Annotated in this window: 24 protein-coding genes; 12 read left to right on the forward strand and 12 right to left on the reverse strand. The window is 63.5% G+C overall.

Annotation, left to right across the window (positions count from 1 at the left end; genetic code table 11):
- Positions 1-14 precede the first annotated feature (14 nt).
- The 3 genes from LJ656_RS09155 (at position 15) to LJ656_RS09165 (ending at position 2,523) form a co-directional block, all read left to right on the forward strand.
- The gene (locus LJ656_RS09155) at positions 15-896 is read left to right on the forward strand and encodes an amidohydrolase family protein (protein WP_230508967.1); all 882 of its coding nucleotides are present in this window, start codon (positions 15-17) and stop codon (positions 894-896) included.
- A 143-nt stretch (positions 897-1,039) separates the two neighbouring features.
- Positions 1,040-2,086: a phytoene/squalene synthase family protein gene (locus LJ656_RS09160; RefSeq protein ID WP_230508968.1), complete on the forward strand. Its 1,047-nt coding sequence runs from the start codon at positions 1,040-1,042 to the stop codon at positions 2,084-2,086.
- Between the two features lie 188 nt (positions 2,087-2,274).
- A complete protein-coding gene (locus LJ656_RS09165) occupies positions 2,275-2,523 on the forward strand; it encodes a hypothetical protein (RefSeq protein ID WP_230508969.1) in 249 nt (82 codons plus the stop codon).
- A gap of 212 nt (positions 2,524-2,735) precedes the next feature.
- Here the strand turns inward: LJ656_RS09165 and LJ656_RS09170 are convergent, their stop codons facing one another.
- The 8 genes from LJ656_RS09170 to LJ656_RS09205 all read right to left on the reverse strand — a co-directional run bounded on the left by LJ656_RS09170 (position 2,736) and on the right by LJ656_RS09205 (position 10,765).
- Positions 2,736-3,053: a DUF4148 domain-containing protein gene (locus LJ656_RS09170; protein WP_230508970.1), complete on the reverse strand. Its 318-nt coding sequence runs from the start codon at positions 3,051-3,053 to the stop codon at positions 2,736-2,738.
- A gap of 200 nt (positions 3,054-3,253) precedes the next feature.
- A complete protein-coding gene (locus LJ656_RS09175; protein ID WP_230508971.1) occupies positions 3,254-4,741 on the reverse strand; it encodes an alkaline phosphatase family protein in 1,488 nt (495 codons plus the stop codon).
- A gap of 182 nt (positions 4,742-4,923) precedes the next feature.
- Positions 4,924-5,616 (reverse strand): hypothetical protein, encoded by a 693-nt coding sequence (locus LJ656_RS09180; protein WP_230509408.1) that lies wholly within the window; start codon positions 5,614-5,616, stop codon positions 4,924-4,926.
- Complete coding sequence (locus LJ656_RS09185) at positions 5,616-6,098, reverse strand: glycoside hydrolase family 108 protein (protein WP_075304592.1); 483 nt, start codon at positions 6,096-6,098, stop codon at positions 5,616-5,618. The genes LJ656_RS09180 and LJ656_RS09185 overlap by 1 nt, the downstream gene beginning before the upstream one ends.
- Before the next feature lie 52 nt (positions 6,099-6,150).
- Positions 6,151-7,644: a tetratricopeptide repeat protein gene (locus LJ656_RS09190; RefSeq protein WP_230508972.1), complete on the reverse strand. Its 1,494-nt coding sequence runs from the start codon at positions 7,642-7,644 to the stop codon at positions 6,151-6,153.
- 378 nt (positions 7,645-8,022) lie between these two features.
- A complete protein-coding gene (locus LJ656_RS09195) occupies positions 8,023-8,886 on the reverse strand; it encodes an ABC transporter permease (RefSeq protein WP_230508973.1) in 864 nt (287 codons plus the stop codon).
- A 16-nt stretch (positions 8,887-8,902) separates the two neighbouring features.
- Positions 8,903-9,697 (reverse strand): ABC transporter ATP-binding protein, encoded by a 795-nt coding sequence (locus tag LJ656_RS09200; protein WP_230508974.1) that lies wholly within the window; start codon positions 9,695-9,697, stop codon positions 8,903-8,905.
- Between the two features lie 48 nt (positions 9,698-9,745).
- A complete protein-coding gene (locus tag LJ656_RS09205; RefSeq protein WP_230508975.1) occupies positions 9,746-10,765 on the reverse strand; it encodes an ABC transporter substrate-binding protein in 1,020 nt (339 codons plus the stop codon).
- A gap of 268 nt (positions 10,766-11,033) precedes the next feature.
- On the opposite strand from LJ656_RS09205, the gene LJ656_RS09210 reads away from it, so the two are divergent.
- From LJ656_RS09210 to LJ656_RS09235, 6 genes are all read left to right on the forward strand, one after another.
- Entirely contained in the window at positions 11,034-11,711 is a 678-nt protein-coding gene (locus LJ656_RS09210) for a response regulator (protein ID WP_187634421.1), read from the forward strand.
- A gap of 2 nt (positions 11,712-11,713) precedes the next feature.
- A complete protein-coding gene (locus tag LJ656_RS09215; protein ID WP_230508976.1) occupies positions 11,714-13,093 on the forward strand; it encodes a sensor histidine kinase in 1,380 nt (459 codons plus the stop codon).
- A gap of 149 nt (positions 13,094-13,242) precedes the next feature.
- Positions 13,243-14,280: an ABC transporter substrate-binding protein gene (locus LJ656_RS09220; RefSeq protein WP_425605919.1), complete on the forward strand. Its 1,038-nt coding sequence runs from the start codon at positions 13,243-13,245 to the stop codon at positions 14,278-14,280.
- A gap of 64 nt (positions 14,281-14,344) precedes the next feature.
- A complete protein-coding gene (locus tag LJ656_RS09225; RefSeq protein WP_230508977.1) occupies positions 14,345-15,766 on the forward strand; it encodes a sensor histidine kinase in 1,422 nt (473 codons plus the stop codon).
- Between the two features lie 6 nt (positions 15,767-15,772).
- Positions 15,773-16,468, forward strand: a complete 696-nt coding sequence (locus LJ656_RS09230) for a response regulator (protein ID WP_230508978.1) — start codon at positions 15,773-15,775, stop codon at positions 16,466-16,468.
- Positions 16,469-16,631: 163 nt separating this feature from the next.
- The gene (locus LJ656_RS09235) at positions 16,632-17,759 is read left to right on the forward strand and encodes a porin (RefSeq protein WP_230508979.1); all 1,128 of its coding nucleotides are present in this window, start codon (positions 16,632-16,634) and stop codon (positions 17,757-17,759) included.
- Between the two features lie 165 nt (positions 17,760-17,924).
- Here LJ656_RS09235 and LJ656_RS09240 read toward each other — a convergent pair whose 3' ends face one another.
- The 3 genes from LJ656_RS09240 to LJ656_RS09250 all read right to left on the reverse strand — a co-directional run bounded on the left by LJ656_RS09240 (position 17,925) and on the right by LJ656_RS09250 (position 20,914).
- Positions 17,925-18,194 (reverse strand): transposase, encoded by a 270-nt coding sequence (locus LJ656_RS09240; RefSeq protein ID WP_230508980.1) that lies wholly within the window; start codon positions 18,192-18,194, stop codon positions 17,925-17,927.
- Between the two features lie 117 nt (positions 18,195-18,311).
- Positions 18,312-19,577, reverse strand: coding sequence for a methyltransferase family protein (locus tag LJ656_RS09245; RefSeq protein ID WP_230508981.1), 1,266 nt, complete (start codon positions 19,575-19,577; stop codon positions 18,312-18,314).
- Positions 19,578-19,696: 119 nt separating this feature from the next.
- On the reverse strand, positions 19,697-20,914 hold the full coding sequence (locus LJ656_RS09250; RefSeq protein ID WP_329958841.1) for a collagen-like triple helix repeat-containing protein: 1,218 nt from the start codon (positions 20,912-20,914) through the stop codon (positions 19,697-19,699).
- A gap of 10 nt (positions 20,915-20,924) precedes the next feature.
- On the opposite strand from LJ656_RS09250, the gene LJ656_RS34960 reads away from it, so the two are divergent.
- Positions 20,925-21,533 carry a hypothetical protein gene (locus LJ656_RS34960; protein WP_329958842.1) on the forward strand — a complete coding sequence of 203 codons (609 nt, stop codon included), beginning with the start codon at positions 20,925-20,927 and terminating at the stop codon, positions 21,531-21,533.
- A 266-nt stretch (positions 21,534-21,799) separates the two neighbouring features.
- Here LJ656_RS34960 and LJ656_RS09255 read toward each other — a convergent pair whose 3' ends face one another.
- Positions 21,800-22,648 carry a DNA-binding transcriptional regulator gene (locus LJ656_RS09255; protein ID WP_230508983.1) on the reverse strand — a complete coding sequence of 283 codons (849 nt, stop codon included), beginning with the start codon at positions 22,646-22,648 and terminating at the stop codon, positions 21,800-21,802.
- Between the two features lie 206 nt (positions 22,649-22,854).
- Between LJ656_RS09255 and LJ656_RS09260 the strand changes: the two genes are divergently transcribed.
- Together LJ656_RS09260 and LJ656_RS09265 are read left to right on the forward strand one after the other, a co-directional pair.
- Positions 22,855-24,765, forward strand: coding sequence for a bifunctional 3-(3-hydroxy-phenyl)propionate/3-hydroxycinnamic acid hydroxylase (locus tag LJ656_RS09260; RefSeq protein WP_230508984.1), 1,911 nt, complete (start codon positions 22,855-22,857; stop codon positions 24,763-24,765).
- Position 24,766: 1 nt separating this feature from the next.
- On the forward strand, positions 24,767-25,717 hold the full coding sequence (locus LJ656_RS09265; protein WP_230508985.1) for a 3-carboxyethylcatechol 2,3-dioxygenase: 951 nt from the start codon (positions 24,767-24,769) through the stop codon (positions 25,715-25,717).
- Positions 25,718-25,730 lie beyond the last annotated feature (13 nt).

The following is a 25,730-nucleotide window of genomic DNA, read 5'->3' on the forward strand; positions in this document are numbered from 1 at the left end:
ACAGGAACCGACCCATGAACCTCGACCAACTCGTCGCGATCGACACGCACGTCCACGCGGAAGTCTCGTGCTGCCAGCCGCCGGATCTGTTCGGCAAGGAATTCGATGAGGCTGCCGACAAGTACTTCGGCACCGTACTGAAGCTCGGCCGCCGCCCGACCATTCCGGAGACGATCGAGCACTACCGGCAACGCAAGATCGGCTTCGTGATGTTCACCGTCGATTGCGAAGCGAACCTCGGCCGCCGGCGGATTCCGAACGAAGAGATCGCCGAATTTGCGCAGAAAAACAGCGACATCATGATCGCGTTCGCCAGCATCGACCCCCATAAAGGCAAGATGGGAGTGCGCGAGGCGCGCAAGCTGATCGAGGAGTACGGCGTGCGCGGCTTCAAGTTTCACCCGACGATGCAGGCGTTTTTCGCGAACGACCGCCTCGCCTATCCGCTCTACGAACTGATCGCCGAGCACCGCTTGACGGCGGTGTTTCATAGCGGCCATTCGGGGATGGGCTCGGGGATGCGCGCTGGCGGCGGGCTGCGGCTGAAGTACTCGGAGCCGATCCATCTGGACGACGTGGCCGCCGATTTCCCCGACATGAATATCATCATCGCGCATCCGTCGTGGCCGTGGCAGGAGCAGGCTTTGTCGATCGCGCTGCATAAGCCGAACGTGTATATCGATCTGTCGGGCTGGTCGCCGAAGTACTTCTCGCCCGAACTGGTTCGCCACGCGAATACGCTGCTCAAGCGAAAGATGCTGTTCGGCTCCGACTTTCCGTTGATCCAGCCGGATCGTTGGCTCGCGGATTTCAAGGAGGTGGGCTTCCGCGAGGAAGTGCATCCGCTGATCCTCAAACAGAATGCGATCGGTGTGCTGGGCCTCGGCGCGGGCTAAGTTCTGGTCGACGCCGCGCTAACAGCACGGTGTTCGAGCAGTTCGGCTAACGGCGGCGCGGGATCGGCGCCGTGCCGTATACAATTCGGCAGCGCCGAAGTCCCAGCGGCGCGCGACCGTCTCCTTGCCAACCGATCCAATCCATGCCGAATCCGACCCGGGCCTTCCTTCTCGGCCCGCTCCTGAAAGGCGTTTCACGCTCCTTTTATCTGACGCTGCGCGTGCTGCCGGCCGGCATGCGCGACCCGATCGGCCTCGCGTATCTGCTCGCGCGCGCGGCCGATACGATCGCCGACACCTCGCTGATCGCGCCGAGCCAGCGGCTCGCGTACCTGCTCGCATTGCGCGACCGCGTCAATGGCGTGGCCGTCGACAGCGCGCTGTTCCAGCGGATCGCTGCCGAGGTCGCGGGTCAGCAGGAGCAGTCCGATGAGAAAGTGCTGCTCGAATCGCTGGAACCCGCGCTCGATGTGCTCGCGCAACTGGACGAATCCGATCGCCACGCGGTGCGCGGCATCGTCACGACGCTGACCGAGGGGATGGAATTCGATCTGCGCACGTTCCCCGACGAGCGTTCCGGGCATATCGCGGCGCTGCGCGAATACGCCGAGCTGGATCGATACACGTATCTGGTCGCGGGCTGCGTCGGCGAATTCTGGACCACGATGACTTACGCGCACATGCCGGGCACGCTGAAAGAGGCGCCCGCCACGATGACGGAGCGCGGCGTGCGTTTCGGCAAGGCGCTTCAGCTGACCAACGTGCTGCGCGATTGCGGCAAGGATCTGCGGATCGGCCGCTGCTATCTGCCGCAAAGCATGCTCGATCGCCACGGTCTGAGCGCCCAGGATTTGCTGCAACCGGCCAACTCGACACGCGCGCGGCCGCTGCTGGTCGAACTGCTGCGCATTACCCTTGAACATTTCCGCGCGGCGCTCGACTACACGCTGGCGATTCCGGCGAGCGCGGTGCGTTTGCGGCTCGCATGCCTGTGGCCGATTCTGATCGGCCTCGACACGCTGGTGCTGCTCGCGGACAACGACGCGTGGCTCGACCCGGCGCGCGTATCGAAGGTGAGCCGCAATAGCGTGTACCGGATTATCGCGGGCTCGCTGTTGCAGGTGCCGTCCAATGCGCTGGTTCGCAGTGCGATCGGGAAAAGAATCGAACAGGTCGAAGCGCGCTTGTAGGCGTAAACGCGCACTCGCGCTTGCCGCGTGACTTCGAGTTGCGAATAAAACCGAATCGCTTCAATGCATTAGGAATGGCGCGGAGTACTACCTGATTTGATCTGGATCATTGAATAGCGAGTAATCGGGAAACCCCTAAGCCCCTCTAATCACGCTTCGCGTTAGTCTTTTCCCAAAGGAGGCGACCTATGCGACAAGCGTTCAATATTGCGTTGGTGCTTTTGCTGGGGTATCTGATGGCGGATCGGGCGTTGATGCGGGCACAGGCCGGCGAGGTCGGCACGATCACGTGTCACCAGGGCGCGGCGCTCGTTAAATCCGGCGCGCTAAAGAAGGGCTTTGGAGACGCGGGCGCGAGCGCGCAGAGCGAAAGTTTCCTGTCGAACTGTCTGGTGACCGGACGCGGTCAGGTCGGTAATCTGATCGCGCGCGACTGACAGTCGAGCTTCTTGAGGTTTCGTCGCGGCGCGCGGGTGGCGCCGCGAAAAAGCGCCCAGACCATGAAGGTCCGGGCGAAGTCATCGGGAGTCCGATGACGGAGGTAACCAGATACGAACTGGCCCGCGTTCGGGGATTCCCGGCCGCGGGCCAGTTTCATTTGAAGCGGGGGGCGCGTCGCGCGGACGCGCTAGTACGGCTTATTGACCGATTACTGACCGAAGTAGATCGACTTCGGACCGGTGGTCGGCGCTGCGTGGCTCGCTTGCGACGAACCGGCGGTCACGCCGCCGAAGCCGCTGTTTGCAGCCTGGCCGACGCCGTTTTGTGCATCGACACGGGCTTGCGCAGCCTGGATGTCAGCCGGGTAGTGCGGGTCGGCGTGGCCCGGCTGATAGCCGGCCTTTTCCAGTTGAACCAGTTCGGCGCGCACTTGCGCGCGGGTCATCGGCTGGTTGGCTTGTGCGAACGAAGCGACCGGAGCGGCGATAGCGGCAGCGATAACAACGGCTTGAATGAGCGATTTCATGATACTTACCTCCAGTTTTGGGTTTGTGTTGCTACGAACTTGCTTGTTCGTAGTCAGTGATTGCATTGTAGATTTGCTAACTGGACGGAGTAAGACGCGATTCAGGTAATGTTTGTTGCTAATTTTGAGATAAAGTGCCGGAACTTATCCGGGTTAACGCGAGGTCTTCCTGCCGACGGGGCCGCGCGGTGAGCGGGCGCTCAGTCGGGCTTCGATTTAACCACCTGTTTGAGGCGGATGACCGCGTCGCTCGTGCGCGCTTCGCGCTGGTCCTTCGCTGCGTAGAAGTCCTTGCTGAGCCACTGGCCGAACCCCATCATCAGTGACCCCAATCCGCTCTTGAAGCGTACCCACGCATTCGCGGTGCGCGCGAGCTGCGCGGACGCGCCGACCGCGTCGGCGGCGAGCCGATCAAGTTCGGCGTGCAGATAATCGGCGAACGTGTGGAGGCCGTGCTGATTGCCGTTCGACGATTTGCGCTCCAGCTCCGCATGTTCGGCAATCAGCGATTGATTCGTTACGCGGATAAAGGCCGGCGTATCGGTTCGCGCCGCGCCGCTATTGCGAATCGCGCCGCCGATACTCGCCGCTTGCGCGGTGCGCCGCCCGAGTGCCGGTGCGAGTTGCCACTTGTCGCTCAGATACTTCAGCAGGCTGCAATGATCGAAGGTGTCGTGACACACGCCGGGTTCGCACCACGGCGACACCAGAAGCGCGGGCACGCGCACGCCGAGGCGTTTGAAATCGAAGCGCCCGGTGTGGTCGTCGGGCGCGATCGCGTCGGCCGGCGGCGACACGTGATCATAGAAGCCGCCGTGCTCGTCGTAGAGGATCACTAACAACGTGCGTTCCCACAGGGCCTGGTTCGAGCGCAGTGCGTTGTAGGTGTCCGCGATCAGCTTTTCCGCCTTCATGATGTTGTGCGGCGGATGATCGTCGTTCTGTGCCTCGCCGAAGTACTTCGGCTCGATCAGCGTGAAGTGCGGAAACGCGTCGGCGGGACCGGCCGCGTCCTGAAAGAACGAATCGAACCGATGGTAGTTCGCGAGATTTTCCGCGCGGCGCTGGTTTTTCAACAGCAGCGACGCGGGGAAGTCGTAGAAATAGACTTTCCAGGTTTTTTGCGCCGCATTCAGCCGGTCGAAGATCGTGTCCTGATCCTGCTCGGTGTACCAGTGCGGATTGAGGCCGTCGAGTCCGGACGGCATTCCGGTCTGGCCTTGCGAAGTCCCGGTCAGCGCGAAAAAACGGTTCGGCCACGTCGGCCCCGGCAACGATGCGAACCAGCGGTCGCATACGGTGAATTGCGCGCCGAGCGTATGCAGCGCCGGCAGAAAGCCGTATGGGTAGTAGCCCATCACGTCCTGCCGGGCGGCGACGCTGCTTTTAGGAAAGTCGTTGACGAACGAGCGCACGAAGCCGCTATTGTTATCGGCGATCTGTTTCATCACCGCCTCGTGCTCGTGATTCGGATCGTGCTTCATTTGCCGCTCGCGCGTCTCGCGCAGGTAATACGTGTGGCCTTTGCCGTCGCTATTGGATTTGCCGGCCGCGTTGCGCACGCCGTCCAGTTCCGGATGCACCGCATCGAGGCAGCCGAGCATCTGGTCGAACGAGTGGTTTTCCATCAGCAGCAGCACCACGTGTTCGATCGGATCGGCGTGGGCGTGCGGTTCGGCGTCACTCATCTGGGTCGCTCCAACGGGGACTGGATGGACTGCGCGGTGCCGTCGCGGCTGTACACGGTTGGCTACGGCGTTGCCAGGTTAGCGCAAAACGCGCTGCCGCGAAAGAGCGCGGCTACACGGCGACATCGCACGCGACGGCGAGGTTTCCGTCGCGTGCCTGGTTCGCCTGACGAAGAATCGACTCAGCTGCCGCCGGAGAAGATCGGACCCTGCCCACCCGGCGCGAACGCGGGAAAGGTATCGGCGGAAGCGGGCGCCGCGGCGGCCGCGCGCGTGCCCGACTGCGACGCCGGTTCGCGCAGCGTCACCGCGCTCGCCGGGGTGATCGGCACGCTCGGCTTCGCCAGCAGTTCGGTCTTGCGCATCGAGCCGACCGAGGTGCCGAAGTAATAGCCGATGATGCTGATCCACGCGGTCCCCAACGCGCCAACCACCACGTTGACGAGATCCTTGTTGTCCCCCGGCAGCGGCTGCAACGCCATCAGCAGCAAAATGCCGAAGAAGCCGGCGGTCACCGCCATCGCGAGTACTTTCGGCACCCAGTCGCGATTGGCGATACCCATCGCGCGCGCGTTCTCGCGATCGCCGGCGGCGATGCGCGCCATGTCGGCGTCGTGCGCGAGGCTGGTTTGCGCGGCGGTGACCATCAACTGCTGCAGTTGCAACGAGTTCGCGCTTTCCGCCTGACGCAGCTTTTCGCGCGCGGCCGGATCGTTCAATGCGGTATCCACCTGACCCGGATCGTTCGATGTGCCAAGCGTATGCGAGATGATCGCGGCGGCGGCCGTGACGCCGAGGCCGACCGGCCCGCCGACGAGGCCGGCGAGAAGCGGGGCGGTGCTGCCGATGTTGTCGGCGACTTTATTCCAGTCCATCATGCTGCTCCCAGAAGAAGATTGTGGGCCATCCGTTCGGTCCAGCCGCGGCTGAAACTTGGCCATGAATGCAGGTTGCGCAGATAGCGCAGGCGATACGCGGCGAAGCGCATCACGAACTTCATCGGGTCCGCGCCTTTGACCGCGTCGAGCGTGTCGGGGCCGAACTTGCCGTCCTCCTTCGCGCCGGACGCTTTCTGCATCCACAGCACGACGAGGCCGCCGTTGTAGTTCGCATCGAAAATCTGGAAGGCCACCCGCGGATCGAGTTCGTCGAGATGCAGCGGATCCCAGTACCTGCGTTTGGCGATCTGATGGGCGGTGTCGAGCGGCAGGTCCTTCATCGCACCGGTATAGCCCTCGCTGCGCGCGACGCGCGCGGTCACGCCCCACATCGTTTCGCCGCCGGGATCGGCCGGATTGAAGCTGTAACCGCCTTCATTTCCGATCAGGGCTTTGAATGCGTCTTCGAAACTGTCCATCGAACTGTCTCCTCTTCGGCTGGGTACCACTCAAACCGCGATTGCATTCGGCTCAGGCCGGGTGCATCGCACTTCCTCCGGTCTCGCGTATTGCATCGAGCGATGCGCGCAACGGATACGCGGCCGGCGGATTCGAAACGGGCCGGACGCGCGCGCCGGGCTCTTTTGTCGGGGTGTCGTCCGGCTCCTGAACCGTAGCGGCGAAGCGCGCCAGCTCGGTTTCACGCGCCGACAACGTGTGGGGGTCCAGATGCAGGGCCATCGCGTATTTGTGCGCGGCGCCGCGCAGATCGCCTTGCCGGTCGAGCGCGCGGCCCCATTCGGCGTACGACGGCGCGAGGTCGGGACGCCGATTGACCGCAAGCTTCAGTTTTTCGATCGCCTGGTTGTAGCGGCCGACGGCGATCAGCGCTTCGCCCCAGTCGTGCAGCGTTTCGACGGAGTCGGGCTTCAGGTCGTACGCCTGTTGAAACGCATCGAGCGCTTCCGGGTAGCGATGCGCGTGCAGCAATACGTCGCCGAGCAGACGCAGGTTTTCGGCGCTGTGTTTTTTGGCTTGCGCGCCGGCCCGCAACGCGTCGATCGCGTCGTCGATGCGTTGCTGCTGTTCGAGCGCAACGCCGAGGCTCGCGCGCAATACCGCCGAATCCGCGTACGTGTTCAGCGCCTCGCGAGTCTCCCGCTCCGCCTGTTCCGATAGTCTTTGACTGGTCAGCAGCCATGCTTTGCCGGCGGTCGCCCATTCGCCCTGTTCGGAAGCCGGCAGCTTCAGCACGTCGTCATAGATGCTGAAAATCTCGCGATAGTCGCATTGTGCGTACGAGCATCTGCTTTTTTGCACCTGGGTGAACAGGTGACTTGCGAGGATGTTCGGTTCGGCGAGCCGCATTGCCTCGACCGCGATCTTGCGGACGAACGTGTCGAGGTCGCGCCCTTCGAACGTCACGGTGCCGTGCTGACCGCTGAACGGACCATGTTCGATCTGCAGGTGAGCGACGTACGCGTTCGCACCGTCGTCGGACCGGGTGATGCCGACGCGCACGGCCACGTCGTCGCGACCAATCACGCCTTTGATGAAACGCACCGTCGAGCCATACGAAATGTCCTGCCCCGGGATCTGGATGTCCGGCCGCGCGTCGCTGTCGGCCATCGTGTCGTGCGGAATCGATTCCGCATCCTGTCCGATCTCGCGCATCGCCGCCATGATCCGCTCGGCCACAAAGCTCGACGTATAGCCGCGCTCGCTCAGCGATTGCGGCGTTTCGACCGGCGGCACCAGCAACTGACGCGTCTGCACGTCGCGCACGATCAGGTAGGCGAGGCCGATCGTCGCCAGCACGACCAGCCAAGGCAACAGGTACGGCCACAATTGTTTCGGACCCCGACCGATCGATACAGCGGTACGCCAGCCGGTTACCACGAAGCCGCTCGAATCATGACGCGGGGCGCGCCGCGCGGCGCTGCTGCGAATGAACGGCGCGCTGCCGCGACCTGACCCGCCGCTGCGCGCGGCCATCGGCCGGCGTTGACTCTGTGCACTCGACATGGCCCACCTCGTTTAGATCCGTAACCGTTGTCGGCAATCGTCCGACTTGCGCGGGGTAACGCACCAAGCGTGCCATCGCGGACAAAACGAGGCGGCAGCGCGCTTTCGGCGCGCGTCGAAGCGGTGGGAAAGAAAGAAGTGTTGCGCCGGGTCCGACGGATCGACGACAAGCGTTTGGCGAGGGGAAACAGTCCGGATGGCGGTGGCTTGAAAAGCCGGCGGGAAAAGACGGGTCAGGCGACAGCGCAAAAAAAGCCGCCCGGTTCGCGTGAACCGGGCGGCAATCATGAAGAGAAGAGGAGGGAAGCGAAGCGAACGAGCGTTGCCTGGCCCGACGCTAGCCGGACGAAGCGAAAAACACTCTGCAACCAGCCGTAGTTAAACCGAACTCGGCCGCCATTTCAGCAAGCGGTTTTCGACCGCGGTCAGCAGATAGTCGGCGGCCAGTGCGACGACGGCCAGAACGATCATCGCCGCGAACACGCCGGCCGCATTGAAGGCGCCCTGCGCGGTCGAAATCAGCAGACCGATACCCTGCTTCGAGCCGAGGAATTCGCCGACCACCGCGCCGACCAGCGCGAAGCCGAAGCTCACGTGCAGGCTGGCGAGAATCCAGCTGAGCGCCGACGGAATCACGACCGAGGTCGTTACCTGGCGGCGCGACGCGCCGAGAATCTGCGCATTCGCGATCATGTAGCGGTCCGCTTCGCGCACACCCTGGAACGCATTCGCGAACACGACGAAGAACACCATCACGACCGCCAGCGCGACTTTCGACGACATCCCGAGACCTAGCGCGATCACGAACACGGAGCCCAGCACGACGCGCGGAATCGAATTGGCGACCTTGATATAGACGCTGAACACATCCGACAGCAGCTTGTTGCGGCCGAGCACGATGCCGCAAAAAATGCCGGCGACCGAACCGATGATAAAGCCGAGCCCGGTTTCTTCCAGCGTGACCCACACCTGGGTCAAAAGCGGGCCTTGCGAGGTGCCGTTCACGAACCAGTCGACGATCTGATCGAAGATCGCGGTCGGCATCGAGAAGAAGAACGGGTCGATCCATTTGAGCCGCGCGGACAGTTCCCAGCCGCCGAGCACGACGACGAGAACCAGAATGCGCAGCGAAATCACCAGCGCCTGACGTTGGCGAATCTTCTGTTGCGCGATGCGTTCGACGTGAGCGAGCGACGCGGCGTCGATGCCGGTGGGCATCATCTGTTGAGATGGGGTGGACATGTTTGCCGTTCCTTGATTAACCGATCTGCACTTCTTCGCGCAGGTCATGCCAGATATCGCGCGAGATTTCGATGAAGCGCGGGTCGTAGCGAATCTCCGAGGTGACGCGCGGACGCGGCAGATCGATCTCGTAGACCTTCTTCAGCGTTGCCGGACGCGCGGTCAGCACGAACACGCGGTCCGCCAGTGCGATTGCTTCTTCCAGATCGTGCGTGACGAACACCACCGAGCCGGCCCCGCCCCACAGTTGCAGCAGTTCGTCCTGCATCAGCGTGCGGGTCTGCATGTCGAGCGCCGAAAACGGCTCGTCCATCAGCAGGATTTCCGGTTTGTTGATGAAGGTCTGCGCGAGCGCGACGCGCTTGCGCATACCGCCGGAGAGCTGATGCGGATAATGCTTGCCGAACTTTTCGAGGCCGACGCGGCGCAGCCATTCGTTCGCTTCTTCGTACGCGGCCGCTTTCGAGCGGCCGCGATACAGCGGACCGGCCGCGACGTTATCGAGCACCGAGCGCCACGGAAACACCGCGTCGGCCTGAAACACGAAACCGATGCGCGGATCGATTCCGTCGACCGGTGCGCCCATTACGCGCACCTCGCCGGTGGTCGGTTTCAGCAGACCGGTGATCATGCTGAGCGTGGTGGACTTGCCGCAGCCGGTCGGGCCGACCACCGCGACGAACTCGCCGCGCGCGACCGACATCGTGAAGTCGCGCAAAGCGATCGTCGCCTTGCCGTCCGGGGAAATGAAACGGCACGATACGTTGCGCAATTCGATCGCTGGCGTCTCGCGTGACAGAGGTTGATTCATCGGCGGGTGCCTCGCAGTTCTATGGGTACTCGGAATCTCGAAAGGGTCTCACTTCGACGCGGTCTTGACCGGCGCCGACACGTAGTCGTTCGTATAGGTCTTGGCCAGATCGATGTGCTTGCCCTTGACCGACGGATTGAACGCCGACAGTACCTTCAACACCGTCTCCGGGCCGTCGGCGGGCATCTTGCCGTCCTTCGTGAACATCGGCAGCGAGGCCTTCAGCGCGCCGACGTATAGGTCCTTGTTGTTGCCGTAGTAGTCCTTGGGCATCTTCGCGGCGATCTCGTCGGCGCTGTGCGTCGCGATGAAGTTCAGCGTCTTCACGAACGCGTGCGAGAGTTTGGCCGCGTCGTCCTTGTGCGATTCGGCCCACGCACGCTGCACGTAGAAGCTCGACGCCGGATAGGTGCCGCCGAGCGCGGCGCGCGTGCCTTCCACGTTGCGCATGTCGACCAGTACCTTCGCGTCGCCGGTCTTCAGCAGTTGCGAGACGGTCGGCTCGGTGGTCATGCCCGCGTCGATGCGGCTCTGTTTGACCGCCGCGATAAAGCTGTTGTCCGCGCCGACCGGCAGCATCGTGTATTGGGTCGACGGCACGCCCGCGCGCTGCGCGAGGTACTGCGTGAGGAAGCTGGTCGACGAACCGAGGCCGGTCACGCCGAGGGTTTTACCCTTCACGTCGGCCATGCTCTTGAGCGTATCGGCGGCCTTGGTCGAGACCATTTCGACTTCGCCCGGCACCTGGCCGAACACCACCAGCGCCTGTACTTCCTTGCCCTTGCTCTGCAGATCGATCGTGTGATCGTAGAAGCCGACCACGCCTTGCACCGCGCCCGCCAGCAGTTCGTTCTCCGCATCGACGCCGGCCGGTTGCGACAGGATTTCGACGTCGAGGCCTTCGTCCTTGAAGTAGCCGAGCTGCTCGGTCAGTTTTGCCGGCAGGTAGATGATCTTGGTGGCGCCGCCGACCATGATCGTGATTTTTTCCGCATGGGCGGCGGCCGACGCGGCGGCCAGCGCGAACGCAACACCCGACACAACGGCAATCTGGCGCAAGGTACGCATGAAGCAGTCTCCTGAGTTTGGTCGCCGCGGGCTTGATGTGCGGCGCTTTTTGGGTAGGTGCTGGCGATTATAGAAATGCGAAACCTTCTGGCAGCTTTCTGCGACCGGCGCAAAATGTCGGTGTTAACCCGGCACCGCCGCGAGACTTCCCGGCAAGCCGGCGGCGGCGCTGCCGAGCGGCGTCGCCGTGGGCGGGAAACCACAGCGCCTGCGCGCAAACCCCTTGTTTTAAGGCACAATCGTCGACCTGACTTTTGCCGTTGCCGCCATGAAGCTGCTGCTGATCGAAGACAATCCCACGCTTGCGCACTGGCTCGCGAAGATGCTGGAGCAGGAGGCGTTCGCCCTCGACGCCGTGCAGGACGGCGACGAAGCCGACCGCCTGCTGCGCACCAATCACTACGACGTGATCCTGCTCGACCTGAATCTGCCGAAGCTCTCCGGCAAGAACGTGCTGCGCCGCTTGCGCCAGCGCGGCGACGCAACGCCGGTGCTGATCCTGACCGCGAGCGGTTCGATCGACGAGAAAGTCGAACTGCTCGGCGCCGGCGCGGACGATTACCTCGTGAAGCCGTTCGAGGTGCGCGAATTGATTGCGCGCATCAAGGTGGCGATTCGCCGGCAGTCGCCGTCGAAGGCGAGCGAAGTGGTGTGCGGTGACCTGTCGTTCGATATCGATACGCGGCAATTCACGCTGAAGGGCGCGCCGCTGAACGTGACGCCGCGCGAGCGCTCGGTACTCGAAGCTTTGATTCTGCGGCTCGGCAAGACGGTGACGAAGCCGGCGCTGGTCGATGCGATCTTTACGCTGGCCGACGAGCCGAGCGAGGACGCGGTCGAAATCTATATCTCTCGCTTGCGCAAGAAACTTGACGGCAGCTCGGCGGCGATCGTCACGTTGCGCGGGCTCGGCTATCTGCTGCGCAAGAAAGAAGACGACCAGTAACGATGGCCAATAGTCTGCGCGTCCGCTTGCTGTGGTGGTTGCTGGTGCCGCTCGCGCTCTATGTGTTCGTGACCGGCAAGACCGAGTACGACAATGCGCGGCACACCGCCAATCTCGTGCAGGACAACCAACTGATAGCGTCCGCGCGGATGATCGCCGGTGAAGTGGAATGGCGTGACGGCTATTTGCGAGTCGATATTCCGCCCGCCGCGCTCGAGATTTTCGCGTCGCCGTATCGCGACCAGGTGTTCTATAGCGTGCGCGTCGACGACGGCCGCCTGCTCGCAGGCACCCCCGATTTTCAGCCGCGTCCGTGGCTATCGCCCGACGTGCCGGACGCCTATTACACCGACCTCCACGAGCAGCAGGTGCGCGCGGTCGATATCGTGCGGCTGATGTACGACAACGGCGTGACGCGCCGGGTGCGGGTGACGGTCGGCAAGACCGTGCGCTCGCGCGATGCGATGACCCAACAGCTATGGCGGCCGCAGCTGGTGCGTCAGCTCGAAATGATCGCGCTCGCGGTCGCGCTGGTGTGCATCGGACTGACGTTCGAATTGCGGCCGCTGATGAAAGTGAAGGACGAGGTCGAGGATCGCGATCCGATGCAGCTCGAACCGATTCGCGTCGAGCGTCTGCATTCGGAGCTGCGGCCGATCGTCGATGCGATCAATCAGTGCATCGCGCGGCTCGGCCTGCAGGTGGCCGCGCAACGGCGCTTTATCGCCGATGCCGCGCATCAGTTGCGCACGCCGCTCACGCTGCTCGGCACGCAATTGCAATTCGCGCGGCAACAGGACGGGATTCCTCCCGCGCTCGACGAAGCATTGGCCGCCATGCATCGCAGCAATCGTTCGATGGTGGGACTCACCAACAAGCTGCTGTTGCTCGCGCAGGCCGAGGCTGCCGACAACTCGCAACTGGCGATGGAGAGCGTCGATCTGGTGCCGCTCACGCTAGAAGTCGTCGAGGATCTCGCGCTGCTCGCGCAGGCGCGGGAGATCGATCTCGGCGCGGAACTGCACGGCGTGGCACCCGTGCACGGACATCGCGGTTTGTTGCAGGCGCTGATCGCGAATCTGGCGGAGAACGCGATTCGCTATACCGGCAGGGGCGGCCACGTGACGGTTGCGGTGAGCGCCGACGCGAACACCGTGACGGTCAGCGTGATCGACAACGGTCCCGGTATTCCCGCCGAATCGCGCAGCCGTGTGTTCGAACCGTTTTTCCGCGCGTCGACGGATACCGAAGGGACCGGGCTCGGGCTCGCGATCGTGCGTGAAATTGCCGACGCGCATCACAGCGAGATCACGTTGAAAGCCGGCGACGGCGGCAGGGGCGTCGATATCAGCGTGAGGTTTCCGCGTGCGCCGGACAAGTAAGTCGATGCGACTCGGGATAAACCCGTGGTTCACACGAAATTAGCGCGCGTGAAAGCATTGGGAAGGCTTGGCCTCTTCAGAATCACGCGCAGGCGAGCCGTGCGGCGCTTGGCGCGCCTGCTCAATTAACGGAGACACCCGCAATGTTGATGTTCCCGACGCGTTTGCCGCGCCCGGTTCGTGCCGCGCTTGCCGCGACGCTCGCGTTCTGTGCGTTTGCGGCGACCGTTGCGATGCCCGCGCGAGCCGCCGAGCCGGAGCAGCTCGCGATCATGGTCGGCGGAATCAACAAGCTCATTTATCTGCCGGCGCGGCTCGCCGAGCGGCTCGGTTATTTCAGGGACGAAGGGCTCGACGTCGAACTGCAATCGCAACCCACCGGGATCGACGGCGAGAATGAAATGCTGGCGGGCGCGGTGCAGGGCGTAGTGGGCTTTTACGATCACACGATCGATTTGCAGGCGCGCGGTGTAGAAGTCCGAACCATCGTCGTGTTCAGTCAGGTTCCCGGCGAAGTGCAACTGGTCGCGGCGAAGCGGGTCGACACGATCCGCAGCATGGCCGACGTGCGCGGTAAAACCCTCGGCGTGACCGGACTCGGCTCGTCGACGAGTTTTCTGACCAAATATCTCGCGCAGCGCGCCGGCGTGCCGTCGACCGAATACACGCTGCTGCCGGTCGGCGCGGACAGCAGTTTTATCGCGGCGCTGCGGCAGGGACGTATCGATGCGGGCATGACCACCGAGCCGACCGTCACGCAATTGCTGAAAGCGGGCGATGCGAAAGTACTGGTCGACATGCGTAATGTCGACGGCACGCGCGCCGCGTTAGGGGGCACCTATCCGGCGTCGAGCCTCTATGTGCAGACCACGTGGCTCGACGCGCATCCTCGGGAAGCGTCGAAACTCGCGCGCGCGTTCGTCAGAACCTTGCGCTATATGCATACGCATAGCGCCGCGGAGATCGCCGCGCAAATGCCGGCGGAGGATGTCGGCAATGACCGCGAGCTGTATCTGAGTGCGCTGCGCGCATCGCTGCCGATGTACACGGCGGACGGCCGGATGCCCGCCGATGGGCCGCCGACCGTGCTCAAAGTACTGGCGGGTTTCAATCCCGATGTGAAAGGCAGACATATCGATCTGTCGCGCACTTTCACTAACCGGTTCGTCGACGGTGTAAAGCCGTAGACGTAGCGGCCGGCACGTTTTCTTTCACGGCCTCGCGCCTCAACGACACCAGGATTTTCGCATCGTGTTTTCAGGCAGTTTGCGGGGACGCTTGTTGTGGTGGCTGCTATTGCCGCTCGCCGCGTTCGTCTCCATTTCAGGGGCGATTTCGTTTCACTTCGCGCAGGCCACCGCCGATCTCGTGCAGGACAATGCGTTGCAGTCGTCGATGCGCATCATCGGCGAGGATATCGACTGGGACAATGGATCGGTATCGATTCAGGTCCCGCCGGCGGCGCTGGAACTGTTCGAATCGCCTGAACAGGACAGCGTGTTCTACCGGGTCGAGGCCAGCGGCCATCGTCTGCTGGCGGGTACACCGGATCTGCCGTTGCCGGCGCATCTGAGCGACAGCCCGACGCTTTACGCGACTCACCTCGACGACGGCCGTTCCGCGCGTGCGGTCGCGTACGTTCGCCAGTTATACGATTCCGGCCGCAACGAAGAAGTGATCGTCGCCGTGGCGAAGACCGAAGGTTCACGCGATGCGATGCTGTGGCGCCTGTTGCGTCCGCAGTTGTCGAGCGAAGTACTGACGCTGGTGCTGGCGGTGGTGTTCGTCTATCTCGGCCTGACCTTCGAACTGCTGCCGTTAATGAAAGTGAAAGACGACGTTGCCGATCGCAACGCGTTGCAGCTCGAACCGATTCGCGTCGCGCGGCTGCATGTCGAATTGCGGCCGATCGTCGATGCGATCAATCAGTGTATTGCGCGCATGGGTCAGCAGGCCGCGACCCAACGGCAATTCATTTCCGACGCCGCGCACCAGTTGCGTACGCCGCTGGCGTTATTGCTCGCACAGATCCAGTTCGCGCGGCAGCGCGATAACCGCGACTTGCCGCTGGCCGAAGCGCTCGCGGGGATGCATAAGAGCAGTCGCAAACTGACCACGCTGACCAACAAATTACTGCTGCTCGCGCAGGCCGAGTCGGCCGCGCCGTCCGATGCGGGCGAGCGTATCGATCTGTCGGCGCTGATCGCCGGAGTACTCGAAGAACTGATCGCGTTCGCGCAGGCGCGCGACATCGATCTGGGCGCAGAGCTCGAAGACGGCCTGTATGTGCGCGGCGACGAAGCGCTGAGCGCGGCGCTGGTCACCAATCTCGTCGATAACGCGTTGCGCTACACGCAGGCGGGCGGCCGCGTCACCGTACAAACGCAGCGCCGTGACGAGATGGCGATCGTTCGCGTGATCGACAATGGACCGGGACTCAGCGCCGAAGCGCGGGAACGCGTGTTCGAGCGCTTCTATCGTGGCTCGAATCATGCGGACGGAACAGGACTCGGTTTACCGATCGTGCGCGAGATCGCGCACCGGCAGGGTGGGACCGTGTCGCTCGGACCGGGCGAGGGCGGCGCCGGTCTGGTCGTAGCGGTCGCGATGCGTTTGTGGATGGGACAACTCGATGACTGGGCCGATGCGCTGCGCGGTCAGCAAAAGGAGTGAAGAACGATGAAGCTTCTGCTCGTGGAAGACGACGCCGATCTGGCGCGCTGGGTGATGAACCTGATGCAGGTCGAGCAATTCTCGGTTGACTGGGCGCAGAACGGCGAATGCGCGGAGACGCTGCTGGGCTTGCAATGCTATGAGGCGGTGTTGCTGGATTTGCGTCTACCCGGTATGAGCGGCAAGGAGTTGCTCGCGCGCCTGCGTCGCAAGCGCGATAACGTGCCTGTGCTGATGCTGACCGCGAACGGCTCGACCGACGACAAGGTTGCCTGCTTTTCGTGCGGCGCCGACGACTATGTCGTCAAGCCTTTCGACGCGCGCGAACTGGTCGCGCGTATCAAGGCACTGATTCGCCGCCAGGCAGCGGGCGAGAGCGGACAGGCGAGCGAATGCGGCGACCTGCGCTATCTGTTCGATTCGCGCGAATTCGTGCTGCAAAACGAGCGTCTGCCGCTGCGGCGGCGCGAGCATGCGATTCTCGAAGCGCTGATTCTCAGGCAGGGAAAGACGGTGTCGAAAGCGACACTGATGGATAAGGTATTTACGCTCGAAGAAGAGCAGAGTGCCGATGCGATCGATATCTATATCCACCGTCTGCGCAAGCATCTGGCGGCTTCGAGCGCGAAGATCATGACGTTGCGCGGCCTTGGCTACATTCTGCGCGAGGAACAATCGTGCGAGGCATTCGCCGCGAGGTGACCTGAAGTCGTAAAACAGCCCCCCGTCTTCTGGTGTTTTCACCGACGCCTCACGCGGCGACGCGAAAGAGCCGTGAAGGATTGACCTGACTATTCTTGGCGTCGCGATTCAAGCGCGCAAACGAAGGTCGGATCAATTCAACACAGCAGGAGCGGAGGGGACGATGAACAAAAAGACGAGGTTGTTGCTGGCGGCTGGCACCGGTGCGGTGGCAATGGGCAGCGCGCACGCGCAATCGAGCGTGCAGCTTTATGGCTTGCTCGATCTCAGCGCGGTCTCGTATCAGACCAATGCGAATGCCGACGGCAAGCACGTGATTTCGATGGGGATCAACGGAGAGCCGTGGTTCAGCGGCAGCCGCTTCGGTATGAAAGGGGCCGAAGATCTCGGCGGCGGATTGAAGGCGATTTTCCGGCTTGAAGCGGAATTCAGAGTGAGCGACGGCGGGATGGAAGACCCGGGCCAGCTCTTCGACCGCGATGCGTGGGTCGGTTTCGAAAGCGATACGTTCGGCAAGGTCACGGCCGGTTTCCAGAACACCGTTGCCCGCGACGCCGCCGCGATTTACGGCGATCCCTACGGCAGCGCCAGGCTGACGACCGAAGAGGGTGGCTGGACGAATGCGAATAACTTCAAGCAACTGATTTTCTACGCGGGCAGTGCGACCGGCACCCGTTATGAAAACAGCGTGGTGTGGAAGAAGCTGTTCTCGAACGGTGTGTATGCCGCGGCGGGTTACGCGTTCGGCAACCACACGAGCTTCGGCACCGATGCGACCTATACCGGTGCGCTAGGCTACAACGGCGGTCCGTTCAACGTGTCCGCGTTCTATAACCACGTGAACAACGGCGGCTTCACGAACCAGGCGTATTCGATCGGCGGTAACTACACGTACAGCATCGTGCGGGTGAACGCCGGTTACTTCCATTATTCCGGTGATCAGGGGGCGCTGGGTCAACGTCATGACAATGCGTGGACCCTGTCGCTCAAACTGTCGCCGAAGGGGCCGTTCGATTACGCGATCGGCTACCAGCAGATGCACGCATCGAATGCCGCATTCGCCGACAATGGCGGTACCGCCAATGCGAACCTCGCGTTCAATCCCGACGGCGGCACCGGGAGCGGCTACAAGGAGACCTTGTACGCATCGATGTTCTATCACCTGTCGAAGCGCACCGAAGTTTACGTGGCGGGCGATTACATGAAGCTGCACAACGGTTATGTGGTTGCCACGACGTATGGCGCGAAGAATCAGCTCGAATTGACGACGGGTATCCGGACGCGCTTTTGAGAGTGGCGATGCCGATGCGATGACGGCATAGGCTGGCCGCGTGATCGTTCGAGTGTTTTATTCGGCCGCCGCGCGACTGCGCGGCGGTTTTCTTGATTTATCGAGCGTCGACGAACTGTTGGCGTTTAGCTCGATGACAACAGCGACGCGCGGATCTTCCTGAATTCAAACGCCTGTCTGATCGACGTTCAGCAGTTCGTCCACGCGCTGCAAAACCCCGGTATTTTTCCACATCGTATAGCGCAGATAACAGGTCTGTTGCGGGGGAAAGGTGGCAGGGAGCCGGTGCCACTTTTCTTTGTGCTGCCGCTGCCACAGGATCGCATTGAGGATTTCACGGTCGCTGCGGCGTGGACGACCACGCGGAGCATGAAGCTCTGGGAATAGACTCTCGACTTTCGCCCAGTCGGCGTCGGAGAGTGGAATTTCTAACATCGGCGGCTTTGCATGAATTGTTCGTCAAATCCTCGGTCGTCGGTAAATATTGCGCCCCGGCGCATGTTAGTCAAAGTTTTGGTAATGGTCAATTCGCCTTTCAATCGAAAGGTTCATTCAAAGAACTCGCGCCAGTTTCGCCATCACTCCATTTCTGGAAATCCACTCCGCGTAAGCGCGATACTCCGGATCGTTCATCAAATGCCGCTCTTCGGTTCTGGCCCGCACGAAATAAAGCAGATTGACGAACACCAGTCCCGCGCAATGCATGACCGCGATCTTCCACCCAAGCGGCTCGATGAACGGCACCGAGATCAGCCAGTACGCGGAATTCTTCGCGAGATAGGCGGGATGCTTGGTAAATCGATAGGGTCCCGAAGTAATAATCCCGCGATTGGTCAGATTGGAAAAACGCAGGCCGAATGAAATGGTCGCCGCCGCATAACACAGCAGCAACGCGACGATCGCGCAACCCCACGCGATGCGCAGTGCCGGGAAGCCGATCAGCCAGTTGTCCCAGAACACCGAACCTTCATAGCGGATGTACTGGCTCGAGATCAGCGACCAGAACGGTTGATAACAGACGATCGCCACCAGCCAGCCGAGCGTGGTCGGCTCCGCGCTGCGCACGTGGCTGTCGAGCAGGCGGAACGTGCACAGATAACCAACGGTGGCGAACATCAGATCCATCGAGAACGCAAGGTCGTACATGAAGCGGTACGTTGCCAGCGAAAACGGTGCGTTCAGCGCGCTCGTCAGCGATGCGTTCAGATGCTCCGCATTGGTCGACAGATACACGCTCATCAGCGGCAGGAAAAATGCCTTGACCATCCAGCCCGCCAGTAACTCGCGCACGGGCCGCCAGTCGGCGGGGCGCTGGCCGCGCAACAGCAGGCGCGCGAGCACCAGGTAGGAATCGTCGGTGTCGCGCTGATGCCGGTCCATCCACGCGAAATAGAACGGCGCAGCGACGATCACGTACGGCGCGAGCGTGCGCAGCATGGTCCAGAACGGCTCGTAGAACGCGCCGTGATACTCGGGCAGCAGCCAGTAAATCAGGCCGATGCCCGCGTAGATCGAGGTGAGCGCAACGAGTCGTTGCGCGACGCGCGTCACGCTCAGCGGCCGTACCGCGCGGCTCGTGAGACCGGCGCTCGGGCGCAGATGGACGCGCGCGACGAACAGTTCGTAGAGCGCAATCGTCGCGATGATCGCGAGACAAGCGAGCGTGCTGCGGGTCGCGCCGTCGATCGTCGCGCTGTCGCGCACCAGCCAGAGCGTCAACAGTCCCGCGGCGATGCCGAGCAGGCCGATCGAAAAAGGCGTCGCCGAACGCGGACGGGTGTCCTCGACGCGGGCGGCGGTTTGCACAGTGGAGTTCATGTCAGCCTCGTCGTCATGACATAGAAAGCGGCCGGGCTATTGATTTTTTAAGGCCCGGCCGCCGTGCGGAAATAGCGCCCGCGGGCGCCTGTTCAGGCGTAGTCGCGCTTGTCCGCGTGTTACTTGCCGGTCGGGGCGCCGCCGAGCAGGCCGCCCACCAGACTCGTCACCGGTGCAAGCAGCCCCTTGCTACCGGACGTGCCGCTGCCCGAGCCACTCGACGACGAGCTGGCCGTCAAACCGCCGAGCAGACCGGTCAACGGGTTGGTCGCGGTGCCGGCGGTGCTGCCGGTGCCGCCCGAGGTGCCGCCTCGAGACGTGGTCGTCGCGGTCGTCGTGGTCGCGCCGGCGCTGGCGCTGACGGTGCCGGTCACGCTGACGGTCAGCGAGCTGACGAGCGTCGTCACTGAACCGACGGGGTTGCCGCTGCCCGACGTGCCGGCGAGCGAGCCTACCTGGGTGAGCAGGCCGGTGACCGGCTGCAGCAGGCCGCCGAGTCCGCCAATGCCGGTCGTGCCGTGGCTGCCGCCGGAGTTGCCCGAACCGCTCGAACCGGCGAGGCCGCCGAGCGAACCGGGATTGCCGAGCAGGCCGGTGAGTGAGGACAGCGAAATCCCGCCGATGCCGGCGTTGCCGCCGCCGTTGCTGCCCGACCCGCCCGAGCTGCTGGAACCGCTGAGTCCGCTCAGCAGGCCTGTGAGCGGGGCGAGCGGATTGGTGGTCGAGCCGGTCAGCAGGCCGCCCGTGCTGGTGACGGTGTTGCCCAACTGGCTGACGATGCCGCCGACGTCCTTGCCGAGCTGGTTGCCGGTCGAATCGGCGACCTTCGTGCCGGCCGCACTCACGCCGTTGCCGATGGTGCTGAGCAGCTTGTCGAGCGGCGCGCCGAGGCCGGTCGCGTTGCCGAGCGTCTGGGTGGTGTCGGAGACCGCGGTCGTGATCGGGTTGATCACCGTGCTCAGTTGCGTTTCGACCTGCTGGACCGGCTCGCTCGACAGCACCTTGTTCACACCGGAGCCGACCGCGATCACGCCGCTGCCCACGCCGTCGACGAGACCGCCGACCGGCGTCGTGACCGGCGCGAGCGGCTTCAGCGCGCCGCCGCCGAGGCTCGTGACGACGCCGCCAACCGACTTGACCGCGGCGCCCGCGTCCTCGACGACGCCCGAGGTCGACGTGAGCGTCGGGCCGAGCGGATTGGTCGAGCTGCCGAGCGTGCCGAGGCCGGTCGCGGCGCCTTCGCCGAGCGTCTTCACGCCGTTGCCGAGATCGGTGATCGCCCCGCCGAGGTTGCCGGTCGTCGAGCCGTTGACGCCGGGGACCTTTGTTCCGGACACCTGACTGCCGGTGTCGGCGACGGTCGTGCCGACCGCGGTGACCAGGTTGCTCGCTTGCGTGGCGACGTTGCCGAGCGGAGTGGAGGAGGTGGTGCCGGACGAAGAGCCCGAAGAAGAGCTACCGGACGAAGAGCCCGAAGAAGAGCTACCGGACGACGAGCCCGAAGAAGAACTACCGGACGAAGAAGTACCGGACGAAGAAGTACCGGACGAAGAAGTGCCCGACGAAGAGGTACCCGACGAAGAAGTACCCGACGAAGAAGAACCCGACGAAGAAGAACCCGACGACGAAGAACCAGGGGACCCGGAAGACCCAGAGGAACCGGAAGACCCAGAGGAACCGGAAGACCCCGACGACCCGGAAGACCCCGAAGACCCCGACGAAGAAGACGAAGCCCCCGACGAAGAAGACGAAGCCCCCGAACTACCCGACGACCCGATTCCCGACAGCGCGCTGCCGCCGGTGCTGGGAGTTTTGAGAGTCGAGCCGCAGCCGTACAGAGCGAGCAGTGTGGAGGTCGCGAGAGCGATGGCTGTGCGACCGGCGAATTTTTGCATGATGTCCTCGTTGAACGACTATTGGTGGAGGCCAGCAATGCAAGTTATGCGCCAAACGTAATTAATCTTTTAAGTTGAAGATTGGTAAGAATATTCACCGAATAAGTAAGTCAAACAAGCAATCTAAATCGCAAAAACGCCTGTTTAGCAGACTGTGTCCGCGCGTTGTTCCGCGCCGTGCTACGTAACGTCCGGCCCTGTCGTAACGGCTTCTAGCCAACTCGCATAAATCGCGAAATTGCCTTATGGCACCGCTTACGGTGCCGCTCGGCCACCGCTCTCCCCGCCTCTCACTGCGTCGGCTTACTGCGCCGCTCACCCCACCGCTCACGAACGCCGCACGCGTGTGGAAACAGCCGCCACCGCTTTTCCCGCACCTTTGCCGCCCGCCGGCTCCGCTTCCAGCTCCGCGACCATCTCGCGCGCGGCGGTCTGCAACTCCGGCACATAGCGCCGCTTCGCCTCGGCAAGCGACACCGCTCGCGAGAGAAACACCACATTCAGGCTCGCGAGCACGCGTTCCTCGAACACGATTGCAACAGCGACCGCGCCGATCTTCCCCTGATCCTGCCAGTCGCCGTGATTCGAACCGAAGCCGTCAGCGCGGACCCGCCGCACCAGATTGCGGATCAACGCGTCGTTCGACGCGAGCGCCTTCTGCTCTTCGCCGCCGGTGCCCGCGCGCAGCAGATCGAGAATGTCCTCGCGTTCGGTATCGGAGCACATCGCGAAGTACGCGCGGCCCGCCGCGGTCAGCAGGATCGGCAGGCGCCGCCCGACCATCGCGCGATGGAACGACAGCGGACTGAAGCGGTGCGTGGTCTCGCGGATGATCATCGAGTCGCCGTCGGGCGTGGTCAGATCCGACGGCCACGCGACCCGTTGCAGCAGCCGGCCCATCACCGGCGGCGCGATCGTCGCGATTCGTTCGTCATCCGTAAAACCTTCGCTCAGCGCGCGCACCTTCAGCGTGAGCCGGAAGCTGTCGTCCGATGCGCTGCGGCGCACGAAGCCGTCCTCCATCAGCGTTTCGAGCAGGCGCCGCGCGGTGGTGCGGTGCAGGCCGGTCAGCTCGGCGATCTGCTGGCTGGTCGCGCGTCCGCTGTCCATCGAATTGAGCGCCTGCAACACCTGCAGCCCACGCGACAAACCTCTGACATTTGTGTATTTGGTCACCTAAAACCTCAATGGAATCAGCTGTGTGCATTCTATGCACAAATTCGAGATTTTGTTGAGCGGGCGCGGGGCCGGTCCTAGACTGCGAACAAATCAAAGATCTCATGGAGACGCAAGCTGTTGTCCGCAGGCGCTTTTTCGCCGCGGCCACGGCCGGTTGCCGGCCGGCGCGCTCCCTGACTATCTCGACCCAGTTAGGAGACAACATGCCCACAGCTCTCGATTCGACTGCCTCCCAGGCTCCCAACGCAACCGTCGCCACCGACGTCGCGATTATCGGCGCCGGCCCGGTCGGTCTGATGATCGCCAACTACCTCGGTCTGCAGGGCGTGCGCGCCGTGCTGATCGAAAAGCTCGAAAAGATCATCGACTACCCGCGCGCCATTGGTCTGGATGACGAAGCATTGCGCGTGTTCCAGGCGGTCGGTCTCGCCGACGCGCTGCTGCCGCACACGACCCCCGATCACTGGATGCGCTTCGTCACGAGCAACGGTCATTGCTTCGCGTCGATCGAGCCGCGCACCGACGAATTCGGCTGGTCGCGCCGCAACGCGTTCATTCAACCGCTCGCCGATCGCGTGCTGTACGAAGGACTCGCGCGCTTTGCGCACGTCGAGGTGCTGTTCGGTCACGCGGTCGAGTCGTTCACGCAGGACGGCAGCGGCGTCACGATCGAAACCGCGGACGTGAACGGCGCGCGCCGCACGGTGCGCGCGTCGTACATGGTCGGCGCCGACGGCGGCAACAGCTTCGTGCGTCGCACGCTCGACGTGCCGTTCGAAGGCCGCACCAAACCGAATCAATGGATCGTCGTCGACGTGCGCAACGACCCGATCGGCTCGCCTCACGTGTACATGCACTGCGATCCGCGTCGTCCGTATGTGTCGGCCGCGTTGCCGCACGGGATCCGCCGCTTCGAATTCATGGTGATGCCCGGCGAGACCGAAGAGGAACTGTCGAAGCCGGAGAACCTCGCCGCGCTGATCCGCAAGGTGGTCGCCGAGCCGGACAAGGTCGACTACATCCGCAAGCGCGTCTATACGCACAACGCGCGACTGGCCAGCAGCTTCCGCGTGAACCGCGTGCTGCTCGCCGGCGACGCCGCGCACATCATGCCGGTGTGGCAGGGCCAGGGCTACAACAGCGGCATTCGCGACGCGAGCAATCTGGGCTGGAAGCTGTCGATGGTGGTCAAGGGTCTGGCCGGCGACGCGCTGCTCGATTCCTACACCGCCGAGCGTCGTTCGCATGCGCGCTCGATGATCCACCTGTCGGAAGTGGCGGGCGACATCTTCGCGCCGACCCGCCGCTTCGGCATCAAATTCCGCGACGCATTCGTGCGCACCTTCAATCTGTTCCCGGCGGTCAAGCGCTACTTCGTCGAGATGCGTTTCAAGCCGATGCCGCGTTACGAGAGCGGCGTCGTGCTGCTCGCGAGCACGCCGCGCAAGCATGGCTGGCTCGCGCGCGTGCTCGAACGTTCGGGGCACTCGGCGCCGGGACGTCTGTTCGGCCTGATGAGCGAGAAGCGCGAATCGCGGCTCGGCCGCCTCGTCTATGGTCGCGATCCGCACTGTCATTCGCCGGTCGGCCGGATGTTCATCCAGCCGCGCGTGCGCACGGTCGGCGGCGAGGTCGTGCGACTCGACGACGTGCTCGGTAACCGCTTCGCGATTCTCGGCTGGGGCGCCGATCCGACCTTCGGCCTGAGCGAGCAAGCGCGCGCGATCTGGGAGCGCCTGGGTGGCGTGTTCGTGCTTGCGAAGCCGGACACGCAACTGGTCTTCCACGACGACGTGCCTGCCGGCGTGATCGCGATCGGCGACGTCAATACGCGCCTGAAGGACTGGTTTACGCGGATTCCGCAATCGGTCGTGCTGTTGCGCCCGGATCGTTTCGTCGCGGGCGTGTGTTCGCCGCAGCAGGTGTCGCAGTCGATCGTCGAACTGGCGGCGAAGCTGCACCTCGAGATGGCAACGCGCGCGAACGCGGGCAATGCCGCTGGTGCTGCGAGCCACGCAGCGGCAGCCGCCGATAACGGCGTCGTCACTTTCTCAACCGTTGCCGGTAACGCAAGGACCGCAACCGCCGCAACCGCCGCAACCGCCGGAGCCTGATATGCCGATGCTGCTCGAATGTCTGTCGCACACGCCGCTGTCCGGCTATTACGATCCCGCGCCGGAAGTGGTCGCGCAAGTAGAGCGGATCCACGCGGCGGCGCGCGCGCGTGTCGTCGAATTCGATCCCGAACTGGTCGTCGTGTTCGCGCCCGACCACTACAACGGTTTCTTCTATGACGTGATGCCGCCGTTCTGCATCGGCGCGTCGGCGAGCGCGATCGGCGACTTCAAGAGTCTCGCCGGCCCTTTGAGCGTGCCCGCCGATACCGCGCTCGAACTCGCCGAAGCGGTGCTTGCGAGCGACGTCGACGTCGCGGTGTCGTACCGGATGCAGGTCGACCACGGCTGCGCGCAGGCGCTCGAACTGCTGACGGGCGGCCTCGATCGCTACCCGGTCGTGCCGGTGTTCATCAACTCGGTCGCCGCGCCGATGGCGTCGTGCCGCCGCGCGCGGCTGCTCGGCGATGCGCTGGGCCGCGCGCTCGCACGGATGAACAAGCGCGTGCTGGTGATCGGTTCGGGCGGCATCTCGCACGAACCGCCGGTGCCGGAACTGGCCGGCGCGACCGACGAAGTCGCCGAACGTTTGATCGCCGGCCGCAATCCGTCAGCCGAATCGCGCGCCGCGCGCCAGGCCCGCACGATTGCGGCGGCGCGCGCGTTCGCGAGCGGCGACAGCCATTTGCATCCGCTCAATCCCGAGTGGGACCGCGCGTTCCTGAAGCTGCTCGAAGACGGCGAGTTGACCGCGCTCGACGGCTTGACCGACAAAACGATTACCCGCGACGCCGGCAAGTCGGCGCACGAAATCCGCACGTGGGTCGCCGCGTTCGGCGCATTGAACGCGAGCGGCCCGTATCGCGCGTCGCTCGATTACTACCGCCCGATCCCCGAATGGATCGCCGGCTTCGGCGCGATGCATGCGCGTCCCGTCGCCGCCAACGTCTGACCGAATCAGGAAC

It is taken from the genome of Paraburkholderia sejongensis, assembly GCF_020880815.1.
GTDB classification, from domain to species: Bacteria; Pseudomonadota; Gammaproteobacteria; order Burkholderiales; family Burkholderiaceae; genus Paraburkholderia; species Paraburkholderia sejongensis.

Excerpts from the sequence above, each read along its gene's own strand:
- LJ656_RS09205 (WP_230508975.1), bottom strand. The coding sequence starts at position 10,765 with ATGCGTACCTTGCGCCAGATTGCCGTTGTGTCGGGTGTTGCGTTCGCG.
- LJ656_RS09210 (WP_187634421.1), top strand. The coding sequence starts at position 11,034 with ATGAAGCTGCTGCTGATCGAAGACAATCCCACGCTTGCGCACTGGCTC.
- LJ656_RS09215 (WP_230508976.1), top strand. The coding sequence starts at position 11,714 with ATGGCCAATAGTCTGCGCGTCCGCTTGCTGTGGTGGTTGCTGGTGCCG.
- LJ656_RS09165 (WP_230508969.1), top strand. The coding sequence starts at position 2,275 with ATGCGACAAGCGTTCAATATTGCGTTGGTGCTTTTGCTGGGGTATCTG.
- LJ656_RS09155 (WP_230508967.1), top strand. The coding sequence starts at position 15 with ATGAACCTCGACCAACTCGTCGCGATCGACACGCACGTCCACGCGGAA.
- LJ656_RS09260 (WP_230508984.1), top strand. The coding sequence starts at position 22,855 with ATGCCCACAGCTCTCGATTCGACTGCCTCCCAGGCTCCCAACGCAACC.
- LJ656_RS09245 (WP_230508981.1), bottom strand. The coding sequence starts at position 19,577 with ATGAACTCCACTGTGCAAACCGCCGCCCGCGTCGAGGACACCCGTCCG.
- LJ656_RS09160 (WP_230508968.1), top strand. The coding sequence starts at position 1,040 with ATGCCGAATCCGACCCGGGCCTTCCTTCTCGGCCCGCTCCTGAAAGGC.
- LJ656_RS09195 (WP_230508973.1), bottom strand. The coding sequence starts at position 8,886 with ATGTCCACCCCATCTCAACAGATGATGCCCACCGGCATCGACGCCGCG.
- LJ656_RS09190 (WP_230508972.1), bottom strand. The coding sequence starts at position 7,644 with ATGTCGAGTGCACAGAGTCAACGCCGGCCGATGGCCGCGCGCAGCGGC.
- LJ656_RS09220 (WP_425605919.1), top strand. The coding sequence starts at position 13,243 with ATGTTCCCGACGCGTTTGCCGCGCCCGGTTCGTGCCGCGCTTGCCGCG.
- LJ656_RS09170 (WP_230508970.1), bottom strand. The coding sequence starts at position 3,053 with ATGAAATCGCTCATTCAAGCCGTTGTTATCGCTGCCGCTATCGCCGCT.
- LJ656_RS09180 (WP_230509408.1), bottom strand. The coding sequence starts at position 5,616 with ATGGACTGGAATAAAGTCGCCGACAACATCGGCAGCACCGCCCCGCTT.
- LJ656_RS09240 (WP_230508980.1), bottom strand. The coding sequence starts at position 18,194 with ATGTTAGAAATTCCACTCTCCGACGCCGACTGGGCGAAAGTCGAGAGT.
- LJ656_RS09185 (WP_075304592.1), bottom strand. The coding sequence starts at position 6,098 with ATGGACAGTTTCGAAGACGCATTCAAAGCCCTGATCGGAAATGAAGGC.
- LJ656_RS09200 (WP_230508974.1), bottom strand. The coding sequence starts at position 9,697 with ATGAATCAACCTCTGTCACGCGAGACGCCAGCGATCGAATTGCGCAAC.
- LJ656_RS09235 (WP_230508979.1), top strand. The coding sequence starts at position 16,632 with ATGAACAAAAAGACGAGGTTGTTGCTGGCGGCTGGCACCGGTGCGGTG.
- LJ656_RS09175 (WP_230508971.1), bottom strand. The coding sequence starts at position 4,741 with ATGAGTGACGCCGAACCGCACGCCCACGCCGATCCGATCGAACACGTG.
- LJ656_RS09230 (WP_230508978.1), top strand. The coding sequence starts at position 15,773 with ATGAAGCTTCTGCTCGTGGAAGACGACGCCGATCTGGCGCGCTGGGTG.
- LJ656_RS09265 (WP_230508985.1), top strand. The coding sequence starts at position 24,767 with ATGCCGATGCTGCTCGAATGTCTGTCGCACACGCCGCTGTCCGGCTAT.